Source organism: Aequorivita aquimaris (assembly GCF_001573155.1).
Taxonomy (GTDB): Bacteria; Bacteroidota; Bacteroidia; order Flavobacteriales; family Flavobacteriaceae; genus Aequorivita; species Aequorivita aquimaris.
This window is the reverse complement of the sequence record NZ_JRWG01000003.1, coordinates 53063-68210: the sequence shown is the minus strand read 5'-3', so window position 1 is coordinate 68210 and position 15148 is coordinate 53063. Positions and strand designations below refer to the sequence as shown.

Annotated in this window: 17 protein-coding genes; 8 read left to right on the top strand and 9 right to left on the bottom strand. The window is 40.6% G+C overall.

Annotated elements, in window-relative coordinates; translation table 11 throughout:
* Positions 1-46: 46 nt before the first annotated feature.
* The gene (locus LS48_RS05600; RefSeq protein ID WP_317038833.1) at positions 47-670 is read left to right on the top strand and encodes a WbqC family protein; all 624 of its coding nucleotides are present in this window, start codon (positions 47-49) and stop codon (positions 668-670) included.
* A gap of 57 nt (positions 671-727) precedes the next feature.
* On the opposite strand, the gene LS48_RS05595 is transcribed toward LS48_RS05600, so the two are convergent.
* The 7 genes from LS48_RS05595 to LS48_RS05565 form a co-directional block, all read right to left on the bottom strand.
* Entirely contained in the window at positions 728-1744 is a 1017-nt protein-coding gene (locus LS48_RS05595; RefSeq protein WP_062620857.1) for an endonuclease/exonuclease/phosphatase family protein, read from the bottom strand.
* A 3-nt stretch (positions 1745-1747) separates the two neighbouring features.
* Positions 1748-2623 (bottom strand): rhomboid family protein, encoded by an 876-nt coding sequence (locus LS48_RS05590; protein ID WP_062620854.1) that lies wholly within the window; start codon positions 2621-2623, stop codon positions 1748-1750.
* Positions 2624-2625: 2 nt separating this feature from the next.
* The gene (locus LS48_RS05585) at positions 2626-3369 is read right to left on the bottom strand and encodes a rhomboid family intramembrane serine protease (RefSeq protein ID WP_062620851.1); all 744 of its coding nucleotides are present in this window, start codon (positions 3367-3369) and stop codon (positions 2626-2628) included.
* Positions 3370-5214 carry a DNA mismatch repair endonuclease MutL gene (mutL, locus tag LS48_RS05580; RefSeq protein WP_062620848.1) on the bottom strand — a complete coding sequence of 615 codons (1845 nt, stop codon included), beginning with the start codon at positions 5212-5214 and terminating at the stop codon, positions 3370-3372.
* Between the two features lie 6 nt (positions 5215-5220).
* Positions 5221-5505: a hypothetical protein gene (locus LS48_RS05575; RefSeq protein ID WP_062620845.1), complete on the bottom strand. Its 285-nt coding sequence runs from the start codon at positions 5503-5505 to the stop codon at positions 5221-5223.
* Positions 5506-5647: 142 nt separating this feature from the next.
* The gene (ribH, locus tag LS48_RS05570; RefSeq protein ID WP_062620842.1) at positions 5648-6145 is read right to left on the bottom strand and encodes a 6,7-dimethyl-8-ribityllumazine synthase; all 498 of its coding nucleotides are present in this window, start codon (positions 6143-6145) and stop codon (positions 5648-5650) included.
* Positions 6146-6913 carry a tetratricopeptide repeat protein gene (locus LS48_RS05565; RefSeq protein WP_062620840.1) on the bottom strand — a complete coding sequence of 256 codons (768 nt, stop codon included), beginning with the start codon at positions 6911-6913 and terminating at the stop codon, positions 6146-6148.
* Positions 6914-7077: 164 nt separating this feature from the next.
* Here LS48_RS05565 and recF point away from each other — a divergent pair, with 164 nt between their 5' ends.
* The 3 genes from recF (at position 7078) to LS48_RS05550 (ending at position 9022) form a co-directional block, all read left to right on the top strand.
* Positions 7078-8157, top strand: a complete 1080-nt coding sequence (gene recF, locus LS48_RS05560; protein WP_062620838.1) for a DNA replication/repair protein RecF — start codon at positions 7078-7080, stop codon at positions 8155-8157.
* A gap of 115 nt (positions 8158-8272) precedes the next feature.
* Positions 8273-8710: a lipocalin-like domain-containing protein gene (locus LS48_RS05555; protein WP_062620836.1), complete on the top strand. Its 438-nt coding sequence runs from the start codon at positions 8273-8275 to the stop codon at positions 8708-8710.
* A 15-nt stretch (positions 8711-8725) separates the two neighbouring features.
* Positions 8726-9022 carry a DciA family protein gene (locus LS48_RS05550; protein WP_062620834.1) on the top strand — a complete coding sequence of 99 codons (297 nt, stop codon included), beginning with the start codon at positions 8726-8728 and terminating at the stop codon, positions 9020-9022.
* A 65-nt stretch (positions 9023-9087) separates the two neighbouring features.
* Here the strand turns inward: LS48_RS05550 and LS48_RS05545 are convergent, their stop codons facing one another.
* Positions 9088-9507: a nucleoside-diphosphate kinase gene (locus LS48_RS05545; RefSeq protein WP_062620831.1), complete on the bottom strand. Its 420-nt coding sequence runs from the start codon at positions 9505-9507 to the stop codon at positions 9088-9090.
* A 148-nt stretch (positions 9508-9655) separates the two neighbouring features.
* Between LS48_RS05545 and LS48_RS05540 the strand changes: the two genes are divergently transcribed.
* Genes LS48_RS05540 through LS48_RS05530 form a run of 3 tightly spaced genes read left to right on the top strand, consistent with a single transcriptional unit; the run spans position 9656 to position 12342 of the window.
* The gene (locus tag LS48_RS05540; RefSeq protein ID WP_062620829.1) at positions 9656-10681 is read left to right on the top strand and encodes a DHH family phosphoesterase; all 1026 of its coding nucleotides are present in this window, start codon (positions 9656-9658) and stop codon (positions 10679-10681) included.
* Positions 10671-11219 carry a gliding motility-associated peptidyl-prolyl isomerase GldI gene (gldI, locus tag LS48_RS05535; RefSeq protein WP_062620827.1) on the top strand — a complete coding sequence of 183 codons (549 nt, stop codon included), beginning with the start codon at positions 10671-10673 and terminating at the stop codon, positions 11217-11219. The genes LS48_RS05540 and gldI overlap by 11 nt, the downstream gene beginning before the upstream one ends.
* A 16-nt stretch (positions 11220-11235) precedes the next feature.
* A complete protein-coding gene (locus LS48_RS05530; protein ID WP_062620826.1) occupies positions 11236-12342 on the top strand; it encodes a peptidylprolyl isomerase in 1107 nt (368 codons plus the stop codon).
* Positions 12343-12417: 75 nt separating this feature from the next.
* Here LS48_RS05530 and LS48_RS05525 read toward each other — a convergent pair whose 3' ends face one another.
* Entirely contained in the window at positions 12418-13869 is a 1452-nt protein-coding gene (locus tag LS48_RS05525) for an aminoacyl-histidine dipeptidase (RefSeq protein WP_062620823.1), read from the bottom strand.
* Positions 13870-14077: 208 nt separating this feature from the next.
* On the opposite strand from LS48_RS05525, the gene LS48_RS05515 reads away from it, so the two are divergent.
* Complete coding sequence (locus LS48_RS05515) at positions 14078-15145, top strand: DUF3810 domain-containing protein (RefSeq protein WP_062620818.1); 1068 nt, start codon at positions 14078-14080, stop codon at positions 15143-15145.
* Positions 15146-15148: the final 3 nt, after the last annotated feature.

Below are 15148 nucleotides of genomic sequence, written 5' to 3'. Positions count from 1 at the left end.
CTCGTATTTCGTATTTTGTATTTCACACTTCTTTCCTATTTTTGAAATGATGAAAACAATCCTCCTCCATCCCTCCTATTTTCCGTCCATTGAGCAGATGGCTGCGGTGGCGCAGGCCGATAAAGTGGTTTTTGAGGTGGAGGACAACTACCAAAAGCAAACCTACCGCAACCGTGCCTACATTGCGCACAGCAACGGTCGGCTTTTGCTGAACATTCCCATAAAACACACGGGGAAACGCAGAAAAACGAAGGATGTAGTGGTTGAAAATGATTTTCCGTGGCAGGAACAGCACTGGAAGAGTTTGCAGAGCGCCTATCGAACCTCTCCTTTTTTTGAATATTACGAAGATGATTTGGAGCCATTGTTCACCGAAACCGTCGGCAACTTGATGGAACACAATCTAAAAATATTCAACCTGCTGTGTGAACTGATTGGGATTGATGTTGAAATTTCAAAAACTATTTCCTTCGAAAAAAATCCTGATTTAACCGATTTGCGCATTTTGGTAGATGCAAAAAGAAAAACAGATTTTAAAGCCGAAGAATACACGCAGGTGCATCAGGCAAACCACCCATTTCTGCCCAATCTTTCGGTTTTGGACTTACTTTTCAATGAAGGGGCGAATACTTTAAATTATTTGGAAAGAAACGCGATTAGGTACCAATAGCTATCGTGGTTGTGATTCGATATTAGTAAATCGAAAATCGTAAATCAAAAATCGAAATTACCAGCCCACGGTGGCCCGCACGGCATAATGGTCGGAAAAAGTTTTCTTCATAGTATCGAATGACAGTATATCGAGCCCATTTGAAGCAAAGATATAATCGATCCGCATCGGGAAACCCTCAAATTTGAAGGTGGTCCCCAACCCATTGCCCCGCTCGCGGAAGGCGTCCTGCATCCCATCTTTCAATTTTCGATAACTGTACGAAAAAGGCGTATTGTTGAAATCGCCGGAAAGGATCACCGGATGCTTGGTTTTCGCTTTGTGTTCCAAGATGGCCGCTACCTGTTGCTGTTGCATTTCAAAGGCTCGCGACACCCGTTTGCGGAGTTTTTCGTTATCGCTTTCCTGTAAAAAACTTACCCGCGGAATAATGCCGAGCGACTGCAAATGTAAGCTGTAAATACGAAGGGTATCGGTGCCCTTTACCACATCGGCGTAAAGCGTATTGTTATAGGTATCCTCAAAATCGAAGGCCCCGGTATTTACCAACGGATATTTTGAAAAGATGGCGTGGCCCAGTTTTGCCTTTTCAGATTTAAAGTGAATGTATTGATAGGGATAGCCGGAAAAGTCGATGGTATTGGGATTGTAGTATTCCTGCACGCAGACCACGTCGGGATTTTCCTCAAAAAGCATTTCAGCAATTATTTGAGGTGCATCGGTGTCTGGATTTTTTTCGTAGGCATTAAAAAGCCGCACATTGTAAGATAAAACACTGAGGGTATTTTTATATTGGGAAGCGTCGCCTTCCGAGGAAACTTCGTAAAATACGTTGAAGTAAAAATAGGAAATCAAAAGTACGGTGAACGACACTAAGAATCTGCGCCTAAACTGCACGGCCCAATAGATAGCGAAGATTATATTCACAATTATTAGCAATGAGACCACCAAACTCAGCAAGGACAATGTCGGGAAACTTTTGGGTGGCAAATACGGCAGAACGAAGGAAATCAACAATAAAAATGCCGCGAGCAGATTGCCCCAGTAAATGAATTTGTTGAGAGATTTCCGCATGGGTTAGTCGTCTTTTCCGGCCTTGAACAGAAAGTCCTTTTCTTCCTTTGTAAGACTTTCGTAGCCACTTTTGCCTATTTTGTCCAAAATACTGTCCACCTTTTTTTGGTTTTCAGATTTTTCAGCTCTTGGTTTAGAACGTTGCGAAGCGGGTTGTGTTGTGCGGTGTACTTTTTTAAAAGGCTTTTTTGTTCGTGGCTTGAAAAGGTTGGCAATCCAATCCATAAAATTCTCGAACCACTTGCCAATGTCGTTCCCCTTAGCGAGTTGAACTGCATAGATATAACCGAAAATTGCACCACCCACGTGGGCCATCAATCCGCCGGCATTTCCCGATGAAGGTATGCGTACCAAATCAAAAAGAAAAAGGAAAAGCGCAATGTGCCACAGTTTTATAGTGAAGGTAAAGATTCGGACTTCGGTATTCGGGGTGTAGGTGGCGATAAAAACCATCAGGGCCATAACTGCTCCCGAGGCGCCAATTAAAAACCCGCGTTGCATTTCAAAAACCGGAAAAAAGTTATAGGACAAAATAAATAACAGCCCGCCAAATGCAGCCCCCAACAGATAGATGGTCAACAGTCGTTTTCCTGTAAAAAGGTTGAGCACAAACTGCCCAAACCAGTACAGCCAAAGCATATTAAAGAGAATATGGAAAAAACCGAAATGCAAAAACCCATAGGTAATAAGCGTCCACGGCCGAAACAAAAGAGTGTCGAAATCATCGCCTAAAACAAACCATCGAGAGAAGTATTGCGGACTCACACTCAAAAAGAAGGACCCCAACCTTACCACCAAAAATGCCGCTACATTGATGACAATGAGCTTTACCAAAATATTGGCGGTTTTATACTTATATGAAAGACTGGTAGCTGCCATAGTTAATTCCAACGATGGTTATCAAAACTATTCTTTTTCCAGTACCAAGCCATTATAAAACCGAAGAGCGCGCCACCAATGTGGGCCCAATGCGCAATACCCGTGGCGGTTCCGGTAATGCCAAAAATTAAATCCAATAAGATTATTCCGGGGATAAAATATTTCGCCTTAATTGGAATTGGGAGAAAGATTAACATCAGTTCAATATTCGGGAACATAATTCCGAAGGCAACCAAAATTCCATAAACCGCCCCGGAAGCTCCCAAAGCCACGCCGTTATAAGATTGAGCCATGGCCCGAATATTTTCCATGGAAACGGTGTCCAAAACCGCCCTGCTACCGCCGTTGCCGCCTGATAAATAACTCATTACTTCAGCTTCACTCCAGCCGCCAGCAATTAGCGCGTCCATAACACTGTGAATCTGGAAATAATTTACCAAAGTATGGATAATGGCTGCGCCCAAACCCGCTGAAAAGTAGAAGAAAAGAAACTTTTTTTGTCCCCAGCGCATTTCCAACGGCGAACCAAAAGCCCAGAGCGCATACATATTAAAAAGTATGTGGAATATAGACGACGGGTCGTGCATAAACATATGCGTGATAGGCTGCCAATATTGAAAATTGGGGTTTTCAAAATAGTAAAGCGCAAACAACTTAATCGATAAGTCACCAATAATAAATGATCCTATATAAAAGATCACATTCAGTATTAACAGAAATTTTACGGTATCGGTTATTCTTCCCATTTACATAAATTTTTTATCGAGGTCACTTACGTCCATCGTTGTAAAAACCAGCTTGTTATTTGGCGAAACGGAAGGTTCTTTGCACGCAAATAATTGATTGATTAAATGCTCCCGTTCTTCCCTGTTCAGCGAAACCCCTGTTTTTATGGCCATACTCGCGGCCATAGATTTTGCAAGCATATCGTTCTGGCTAAAACCACTTTCGGGCACTTCTTCCTTTATATCGTGCACCAACTGGCTGAGCAAATTTACAACATGGCTTTCCAAAATCATCACGGGAATACCGCTAATCTCAATCGTTTCCTCTTTTATTTCTGAAAAAATAAAGCCCGTGTGCTCCAATTGCTCGCGTACTTTTTCAATAATTTCCAAATCGGGCTTTGAAAAATGCAGTTGCAGCGGAAACAACAATTGCTGGCTAACCGCTTCCTTTACAGTAATATTTTTTAACAGCTCTTCGTAAAGAATCCGTTGGTGAGCAAGGTTTTGATGGATAACCATCATTCCGTTTTTCAGCGGGCTAACGATGTATTTATTTTGAAGCTGAAAAGTTGTTTGTCCTGTTTCGGTTTCGGTATTTTCAAAAAGGCTTCCGGTTACTTCCTCGCTTTCAAACTCAATATCTCCCAAATTGGAAACGGCAGCATTTTCATCATTTAAACCTACATATAATGATTCCCACGAGGCAGATTGCTCTCTTTTAAAAGGAAAATTGATATTGCCCTGCTTTGGCTTTTCCTTAAAGGGATTAAAGTCGCGATCTACTTCAATGGAAGGCGCGGTGGGTGATTTTTTACTGTATTCGTAAGGCGTATCAAAACCCTTATCCCTTTCAAAATCGAGCACGGGCGCAATATTGAACTGCCCCAAACTGTGCTTTACCGTGGCGCGGAGCATGGCATAGATGGAATGCTCATCGTCAAACTTTATCTCGGTTTTTGTGGGATGTATGTTGATGTCAATGGAATGCGGATCAACTTCCAAAAAAAGAAAGTAGCCCGGATGCACGTCATTTTTCATCAAACCTTCAAAGGCCGATGAAACCGCGTGGTGCAGATACGGACTTTTTATAAAGCGGTCGTTTACAAAAAAGAACTGCTCGCCCCTACTCTTTTTTCCGAATTCCGGTTTTAAAACAAAACCTTCAATTTTTAGGATTTCGGTTTCTTCGTGAACGGGAACCAGTTTTTCATTGGTTTTGCTTCCAAAGATATTTACGATACGTTGCCGCGAATTTGTCGATGGAAGATTGAAAACATCGCTCCCGTTGTGAAGCATTTGAAACGCGACGTTTGGATGCGCCAAGGCCACGCGATGGAATTCATCAATTATATGACGGGTTTCCACAGGATTGCTTTTTAGAAAATTTCTTCGGGCGGGAATGTTGTAGAAAAGATTTTTTACTGAAATGGTCGTGCCCTTTGGAACCACCGCCGGGTCCTGCGAAATTACTTTGCTGCCTTCAATGGTGAGATGCGTTCCTATTTCGGAATTTTCAGTTTTGGTTTTAAGCTCAACGTGCGCAATTGCGGCGATAGATGCCAAAGCCTCACCCCGGAAACCTTTTGTATGAAGATTAAAAAGATCTTCGGCCGATTTGATTTTTGAAGTGGCGTGGCGCTCAAAACTGAGCCGGGCGTCGGTAACGCTCATCCCGATGCCGTTGTCGGTAACTTGGACGAGGGTTTTTCCCGCATCTTTAATTACCAGGGTGATTGAAGTTGCCTTTGCGTCAATGGCGTTTTCCAACAATTCCTTCACTACCGAGGCGGGGCGTTGCACAACTTCGCCGGCTGCAATCTGGTTTGCAACGTGGTCCGGTAATAACTGAATAATGTCTGCCATTAAAATTTATGCGTAGAAAATAGATAAATCGAATTCAATAATAAATAGGAAAAGTAGGACGAGAATGGCAATGATTACAATCAGCCTTCGGTTTGCGTTTCTGTCGGAAGATTGCCGCAAATCGGCCCACGCGGTTTTAAATTTTCCCTTTAAGCCTTTGTTATCGCCAACCGTAGTCCGAAATTCATCAAACTTATGCCCCATGGTAAACGGGCTGCCCTCTCCGTCAAATTCATAATGACGCGGTTTGTAGCTGTACTTTTTATTTTTTCTCTTGCCTATTAGTCCCATAATTGTCGTGCTTCAAAGTTACTTAATTCAATTAGGAATTCAGAATTATGAATTCAGAATTTAATTGTTTTTTGAACAATTACCGTACCAATAGATAGTAGGGGGTGCTCAGTGACAATTGACAGTGAGTGGTGGTTTGAAACTAAAATTTAGATTCCTTCCGAAGCTGCGCCATTTTAATTGCAGCAATTGCGGCTTCAGTGCCTTTGTTGCCGTGTTTGCCACCGCTTCGGTCGATAGCCTGTTGCATGGTGTTATCGGTAAGCACGCAGAAAATTACGGGAATATTGCCACGAACGTTTAAGTCCTTTATGCCCTGGGCTACGGCCTCGCATACATAATCGAAGTGTTTTGTTTCGCCTTGTATCACGCTTCCAATGGCAATTACGGCATCTAGCATATCATAACTCTCGGCCATTCGCTTGCAGCCATAGATAAGTTCAAAACTGCCGGGAACATTCCAACGGACAATATTTTCATTGATAGCACCACAATCTTTTAGTGCATCAAATGCACCTTGGAACATGCCTTCGGTAATATCGTGGTTCCATTCTGAAACAACAATCCCAAACCGAAAGTCCTTCGCGTTTGGGATTGTTGTTTTATCGTAAGCCGATAAATTTGTATTTGCTGTAGCCATTTATTTGTTCATTGCTTCCGCGCGGCCGGTGTAGATTTCAGCCTTAGTAGCTTCGGTTGATTTTGGATACTCGTCTGCTATTTTTTTGAAATGAGCCAGGGCTTTATCATTTTGGTTCAAAGCCATTGCTGCGATACCTGCTTTCAAAAGAAAACGTGGGGTTGTAAAGTCGTTCGTACGCATTTTGGCAGCTTCCTCATAATATTTCAAGGCATCCTCATTTTGACCCAATTGTACGAAAGCATCGCCAATAGCGCCCTTTGCCAATGGTGCCAAAATATCATCATCGCTGCTGAATTTATCCAAATGTTCGATGGCTTGCTGGTATTTGTTGGTATTCAAATATGCCATCCCTGCGTAGTAATGTGCAAGATTGGCAGCGTTTGTTCCACTGTAATTTTCGATGATTTCCAAGAAACCATACTTGCCCTCTCCACCTTGAAGGGAAAGATTGTATAACGAATCCTTTGCAGGCGCCGTCAATGCTTGTTCCCAGTAGCTCTGCGCTTGGAACATCTCGTTCATCGCCTCAGCTTCCTTTGGAGTTTTAATATATTGGTCGTAAGCAAAATATCCCAAAACCAAAACTGCCACAACAATGATAAAGCCCAAAATTCCTTTTTGGTTCTTTTCAACCCAAGCTTCCGTTTTTGATGCGCCTTCGTCAAGCGTGTTAAATACTTCTGCCGTTGTGCTGTTTTCTTCAAGCTGCGTTTCTTTTTCAGCTTTTGTAGTTGGTTTGCCTCCGCGTTTCTTGTACGTTGCCATAGTGTTACTTCTATTTATTAAGATTCCCGCCTTCGCGGGAATGGCGCAAAAATAAAATTTTTAATGGAATTTGAAAGGATAAATATTTCTTATTTTTTAATAATTTGCAGAACGGTTATTCTTCCATTCGCTAAATAATCCAGAAGCACAACCCGCTCATTTTTATGATTTTACAAAAACTCTCTTTACTCAACTATAAAAATTTTGAAGCTGAAAACTTCGAATTTGATCCAAAAATAAATTGTTTTGTGGGAAATAACGGCGTGGGAAAGACCAATGTGCTGGATGCAATCTACCATCTTTCCTTCGGAAAAAGTTATTTTAACCCCATAACTACCCAAAACATAAAACACGGCGAGGATTTTTTTGTGGTGGAAGGGTTTTACGAAAGAAAGGAAGCACCCGAAAAAATTGTGGTAAGTGCAAAAAAAGGGCAAAAAAAAATTATAAAACGAAACGGAAAAACCTACGATAAATTCAGTGAGCACATAGGATTTCTGCCGTTGGTCATCATTTCACCGGCTGACAGGGATTTGATAATTGAAGGAAGCGACACGCGCCGAAAGTTTGTTGACGGCGTGATTTCCCAACGCGATTCGGATTATTTGAATACCTTAATAAAATACAACAAAGTTTTGGCGCAGCGCAATTCGCTTTTGAAATATTTTGCGGCAAACAATACGTTCAGTCAGGACACGATTGATATTTACAACGAACAGCTTCACAATTACGGAACTTCTATTTTTGGGAAACGCACTGCTTTTTTGGAAGAATTTTTGCCCATATTTTTAAAAAGATACAAATCCATCAGCAGTGGTGAGGAAAGTATCAACTTAATTTACGAAAGCCAATTGCAGGAAAATGATTTGTTGACGCTACTTCAAAAAAATATTACAAAAGACAAAATAACGCAATACACCAACTTCGGGATACACAAAGACGATCTCGTTTTTGAGATTGATGGGCACCCAATAAAGAAATTTGGCTCGCAAGGGCAACAAAAATCGTATCTTATCGCTTTAAAATTGGCGCAGTTCGATTTCATAAAAAACCATTCAAAAACAAACCCAATTTTGCTGTTGGATGATATTTTTGACAAATTGGACGAAACCCGCGTGGAGCATTTGATTACGCTGGTTGACAATGAAAATTTTGGGCAACTTTTCATTAGCGATACCCACGCTGACCGGACGGAAGAAGTGATTAAGAAGGTGCATCAGACATATAAAATGTTTCCGCTTTAGGAGTTAAGTGTTACGTATTAAATATTAATTGTCTTAAAAAAAACTCTGTGTGCTCTGCGCCTCTGCGGTAAACTTTCCACCGCAAAGGCGCAGAGGTCGCAAAGAATCTAACAAAATGAATTATAAACTTGCATTCTTAATAGTTATCTTATCTATAGCTTCCTGCGAAAAGCCCGATCCCGAGGCGCAAAAACAAAACCTCAGCGGTTATTGGGAAATAAAGACCGTAAAAATGCCCGATGGCGAAAAGAGGGAGTTTAATATAAATACGGTTATTGATCATATTGAAGTGAAAGGCGACAGTGGCGCACGCACAAAGGTTTCGCCTAGGTTTGACGGTACATTTCGAACCAATGGAGTTTCAGAAAATTTCACTTTAAAAATTGAGGAAGACAGTCTGCGGATGTATTACAAAACCCCTTTTAACGAATGGAAAGAAACCGTTGTTTTGGCAAAAGACAGCACATTAACTGTTATTAACCGGGACAATAAAATTTACACCTATTCAAAATTCAAAAAGTTTGAATTTGAAAAACCATCAACCAACAATTAGTAACCGACAACTGAAATGGCAAAAAGACACGCAGAAAATATATCAATTGGCGATGCTTTAAAAGAGTTTATCGGTGCTAATCGATTGGAGAAAGGTTTGGACAAAGTGAACGCCAAGGAAGCGTGGAATTCGGTTATGGGCACTGCCATTTCAAAATACACTACTGATATAAAATTGGATCACGATACACTTTATGTGCAACTATCGTCTTCGGTTTTGCGGGAAGAATTGAGTTACGGAAAGGAAAAAATCATTAAACTTTTGAATGAAGAAATGGGGAAGAAAGTGATTAAGAAATTGATTCTTCGCTAATAAATTCATAAAAAAAACGCCTTCCAAACTGGAAGGCGTTTTCAGTTAAAATATGTTGTAAATGCTTAGAACATTTCGCGACCCGCAAAATGGAAAGCACCTTCAATAGCTGCGTTTTCATCGCTATCACTTCCGTGAACTGCGTTTTCACCAATAGAAGCTGCATATAATTTACGGATGGTACCCTCGGCAGCATCGGCTGGGTTGGTAGCACCAATCAAGGTACGGAAATCCTCAACAGCGTTTTCCTTTTCAAGAATTGCCGCAACGATTGGTCCGCGAGTCATATATTCTACCAATTCGCCATAAAATGGACGCTCACTGTGCACTGCGTAAAATGCTTGCGCATCTTGTGTAGTCATGTGGGTAAGTTTCATCGCTACGATTCTAAAACCGGAAGCATTGATTTTTTCAAGTATGGCGCCTATGTGTCCTTTTTCAACCGCATCTGGCTTTAACATTGTAAATGTTCTGTCTGTTCTCATTGTGTTTTTAAAATTTCGGCAAAAATAACTATTTGAAAATGAAAAGCAACTATTTACTGAATGTTTAATGATTTCTTAAGGTTTCGATAGAAATATCTTGCCCGAAGCATTTCACTCATAAATTGTATTTATTGTATCTTCGCCAACTATGAATAAAGACACTACTGAAGCAGTTCAAAAACTCTTGGCTTCCCCGCAAAAAGTTGTAATTGTGGGACACAAAAACCCAGATGGCGACGCGGTGGGCTCGTGTTTGGGACTTTCTTTTTTTCTGAAAATCTTGGGGCACACTACCACGGTAATTATGCCAAACGACTTCCCCGATTTTTTAAAATGGCTGCCAGGTTGTGATGAAATCATTATTTATGAGAAAGAAGTTCAGAAAACTAGCGAAATATTTGACAATGCCGATTTAATTTTCACTTTGGACTTTAATAGTTTAGACAGAGTGGGTGGCGAATTACAAGCTGTTTTGGAAAACGCAACAGCAAAATTTGTGATGATAGACCATCATCAACAGCCTGCTGATTATGCTGTTGCAACTTATAGTGATGTTAAAATGAGTTCCACTTCCGAAATGGTTTATCATTTTATGGATGCATTGGGCCAAACAGAAAAGCTTTCAAAAGAAATTGCCGTAAATCTGTACACGGGAATTATGACCGATACTGGTTCCTTCCGCTTCTCCTCCACCAGCCCAACCACGCACAGGGTAGCTGCAAGATTGATTGAAGCAGGAGCAGAAAGTGCTATTATAAACCAAAATGTTTATGACACTAACAGCCCCGAACGGATGAAACTTTTGGGCGTGGCTTTAAATAATCTGGTGATTTTACCAGAAATGCACACAGCCTATATTACCCTCACTCAAAATGAACTGGATGACCACAACTTTAAAAAAGGCGATACAGAAGGTTTCGTAAACTATGCACTTTCCGTAAAAGGAGTTGTTTTCGCTGTAATTTTTATTGAAAACAAGCAGGAAAACCTTGTAAAGATTTCCTTTAGAAGCAAGGGAGATTTCTCTGTGAATGATTTTGCCCGCAACCATTACAACGGCGGTGGTCATATTAATGCTGCGGGCGGAAAAAGTTCACAGGACCTTAACAAAACAATATCTGAATTTATTAGTATCTTGCCCCGTTATAAAAATAAACTTACAGATGCTTTATAAGCTGTTTTATAGTATACTCTTTTTTGCATTTCTTATTGGCTGTAAAAGTCCTGAGGCCAGACGACCAGAGCAAAGCCACTCGGGTACTTTCATTAAAGAATCTGCTGAGCGCAATAAAAAAATCTACGACGAGGAGAAAAGTTTTATTGAAAAACTAATGGCCAAAGACTCCACCAATAACTATATTTCTTCCGAGAATGGTTTTTGGTACTACTACAATAGACGCGATACCACAAGTACCGAAATGCCAGATATGGGTGATATTGTAAAATTCACTTATGATATTAAAGACCTTAACGGCAACCTTATTCTTTCAGAAAAAGAAAACGGCCTGCAACAATACAAAGTTGACCAAAGCAACCAAGATTTAATTTCTGGGGTTCGTGAAGGCATAAAACTCATGAAGGAAGGCGAGACGGTAACCTTTCTTTTTCCTTCCTATAAGGCTTTCGGCTATTATGGAATCGAAGAAAAACTCGGCACCAATATTCCAGTGCAGAGCACAATTACCCTACATTCAATTGAACAATCAAACTAAAATTAATTTTTAAAAGATGAAAAAACTAACATTTTTATTTTTATTTCTAACCCTTGCATTTGCTTCCTGTCAGGAAAAATATCCAGAGCTAAAAGATGGAGTTTATGCTGAATTTATTACAAACAAAGGAACTTTTGTCGCCAAACTTAAAAATGAAACAGCACCCCTTACCGTTTCTAACTTTGTGGCTTTGGCAGAAGGTACCAATGGAATGGTCGACTCACTTTACAAAGGAAAGCGTTTTTACGACGGTCTTACCTTTCACCGAGTTATTAAGGATTTTATGATACAGGGTGGCGACCCCAAAGGCGACGGTACGGGCAATCCTGGTTATGCATTTCCAGATGAGCCTACTGATTCTATTCAGTTTTCCAAAAAAGGCCTTTTGGCAATGGCAAACTCAGGACCAGACACTAACGGAAGCCAGTTTTTCGTTACTTTAAAAGAAACACCTTGGCTTAATGGACGTCACACAATTTTTGGTGAAATAGTAATCGGTCAGGAAGTAGTTGATTCCATTGGAAACATGGAAACAGAAAAGCCCGGTGATAAACCAAAGGAGCCGGTAATTATAGAAACAGTGAACATTCTCAATAAGGGCAATGTAAAAGTTCCTTATTTCACTGAAGAAATGGCAAAGCTTGAAAAAGAGAAAAAAGAAAAAGAAGAGCGCATCAATAAAGTAGCTGAAAAACAAGCTGAAGAACTTAATGCTATAAGAGCTAAAGCAGACTCGCTTCCTTCAGGGCTTAAAATTTATTTCAACGAAAAAGGTGAAGGGCCACAGCCAAAGGAAGGAGATAAAATATTGATGAACTATGCAGGATATCTTGCCGACGGACATATGTTTGACTCAAACATTCTTGAGAACGCCGAAAAATTTGAAATGGTTGACGAAATGCGCAAAGCTGCACAACAGTACGTACCAGTGCCCACGGATTATAGCACAGAGGCGAAGTTGATTCCAGGCTTCCGCGAAGGTCTTTTGAATATGAAAGTTGGTGACAAAGTGACCATTTTTATCCCTGCCCATTTGGCTTACGGAAAAAGAGGAATTCCAGGCGTAATTCCTCCCGACTCTGAATTAATTTTCGAGCTTCAAATTGTTGAAATAATGGAATAAGAGCCGTCAGGTTTTAAACAAAAAAAAGGAACCGAAATTCGGTTCCTTTTTTTTATTCAATAAAATGCGTTTATACTATTTCTTCGGAATATTTTTCAAGATTTCAAGTACAAACTCCCAGTACTTTTGAGCTGAAGAAATACTCGCGCGCTCATCGGGAGAGTGTGCCCCTTTAATTGTTGGCCCAAATGAAATCATATCCATCTCCGGATAATTCTGGCCTAATATTCCGCACTCCAATCCAGCGTGGCAGGCGGCTACATTCGCCTTTTCACCATTCATTTTTTGATATAGGCTGTCCAAGACCTTTAAAATCGGGCTGTCCATATTGGGTGCCCACCCGGGGTAATCGCCAGCAAGTTTTACTTTATACCCAGCAAGTTCAAAAGTTGAAGTCAGAGCGTTTGCCAAAACATCTTTTGAAGATTCCACAGAGCTGCGTGTTAAACATTCTATTTTAATGTTTCCATCAGCAACCATAACTTTTGCTATATTGTTTGAGGTTTCCACCAAATCCTCAATATCCGGACTCATTCGGTACACGCCATTATGTGCGGCGTTCATGGCATTGAAGAAGTTTCGCTGCGCTTCATCGGTCATTACCTTTGCAAAATTTTCCTCGTTCAATTCGGCTATGATGGAAAGATTGGGCTCCAACGATTTGTATTCTGAATTTATTTCGGAACGAATTTCATCAAAAGCCAAAAGAAATTTTTCTTCCGATGAAACCACTACTGTAGCCACGCTCTCCCGCGGAATGGCATTTCGCAGACTTCCTCCTTCAAGTTTTGCCAATTGCATAAATTCTTTTGTGGCAAATAGCAAACGGTTCATCAGTTTGTTGGCGTTGCCCAACCCTTTGATGATGTCCATCCCGCTGTGGCCGCCTTGTAATCCCTTAACCTTAATGTGATACGTGGCTCCGTTTTTGGGAGCTTCGGTCTGGCTGTAAGTGCCCGTGGCGGTTACATCCACCCCACCGGCACAGCCTACGCCTATTTCGTCATCTTCTTCGGTATCGAGATTTAGGAGAATATCGCCTTTCAGCAACCCACCTTTTAAACCTTTTGCTCCGGTCATCCCGGTTTCTTCATCAATAGTAAAAAGAGCCTCAATTGCCGGATGTTCAATTTCGTTGCTTTCCAAAATCGCCATTATCGTTGCAACGCCCAAACCGTTGTCTGCTCCAAGGGTTGTGCCTTTTGCGCGAACCCAATCACCATCCACATACATCTCGATTCCCTGAGTGTCAAAATTGAAATCGGTATCGTTGTTTTTTTGGTGAACCATATCCAAGTGGCTTTGCAGGACCACGGTTTTGCGGTCTTCCATTCCCTTGGTCGCCGGTTTGCGGATTATCACGTTGCCCACTTCATCTTCAAGAGTTTCCAAACCGAGGCTTTTTCCGAAATCTTTCATAAACGCAATAACACGTTCCTCTTTTTTTGAAGGGCGAGGTACGGCGTTCAAATCGGCAAATTTGTTCCAAAGGGCTTTGGGGTTTAAGTTTCTTATCTCTTCATTCATTGTTTATATTTTTTGTTATGAAAAAAAAATCCGCCACGAATGCACGAATAATTATGTTTCTTAGTGAAGAATTATTTAAAAGAATTTTAAAATATAATTACCATAAAAACATTAGTGAATTAGTGGCTACCGTTTCTACCACAAAATTACCTTTTTTCATTCGCTATAAAAATTATGTGGTAAAAGATTTCCTTCGTATGTTTGGATTATGGTAAAACGGACTTCAGCTTTCCTCACCATTTTCCTGTTTGTGCAGATAATAGCACTTCAGGTTTTAAAGTTTTTCCCAGAATTTGTTGAGAAATATTACAGTCTCGGGATATATCCATGGATTTCAAAAATTTCGCGTTACATTTTTGGATGGATTCCTTTTTCAGTGGGCGATTTGTTTTATCTGCTAATTGCCATTGTAGCCATTCGGTGGCTTTATAGAAATGTGAAACGTCTTAAAAACGACCAAGTAGGTTTCGCTGTAGAAATACTGGGAGCAGTTTCAGTGGTTTATTTTATGTTCCACGTGCTATGGGGATTTAACTACTATAGACTTCCACTGCACAAATCCCTGCAGCTTGAAAGCGATTATACCACAGAACAATTATTGGAAACCACCAATCGTTTTATAGAAAAAAGCAACGCCATGCATCGCGAACTAGGTTTTGCTGATAGCGTGAAAGTTGAATTACCCTTCACCCAAAAGGAAATGTTCAAGAAAACCTTGAACGGTTATAAAAATTTAGAAGAAGAGTTTCCGCAGTTGGCTTTTTCGCCACGAAGTATCAAAAAAAGTGGTTGGAGTTTGGGGCTTACCTATATGGGCTATAGTGGTTACCTAAATCCATTTTCGGGTGAAGCGCAGGTTAACAACCTGATGAAAACCTATAAATTTCCGGTAGTGGCCTGTCACGAAGAAGCCCACCAAATAGGCTATGCTGCAGAAAATGAAGCCAATTTTATAGCCACGCTTTCCACTCTGCATAATGATGACCCATATATGCAATATGCGGGCTATATTTTTACACTTCGGTATTTGATAAATGAAGTGGCACGACGCGATGAAGCTAAGTATGAAGAGCTTTTAACGCAAATAAATCCAGGTATCTTGAAAAGTTATAAAGAAATGCGTGATTTTTGGGAAAGCTATCAAAATCCGTTTGAAACATTCTCAAAGCTTTTTTGGGACAACTTCCTAAAAGCAAACAACCAAAGCCGCGGCATTATGAGCTACGACTATATGGTTGCGCTTGTGGTAAATTATTATGAAGGTAAAAAACTTTAGCTC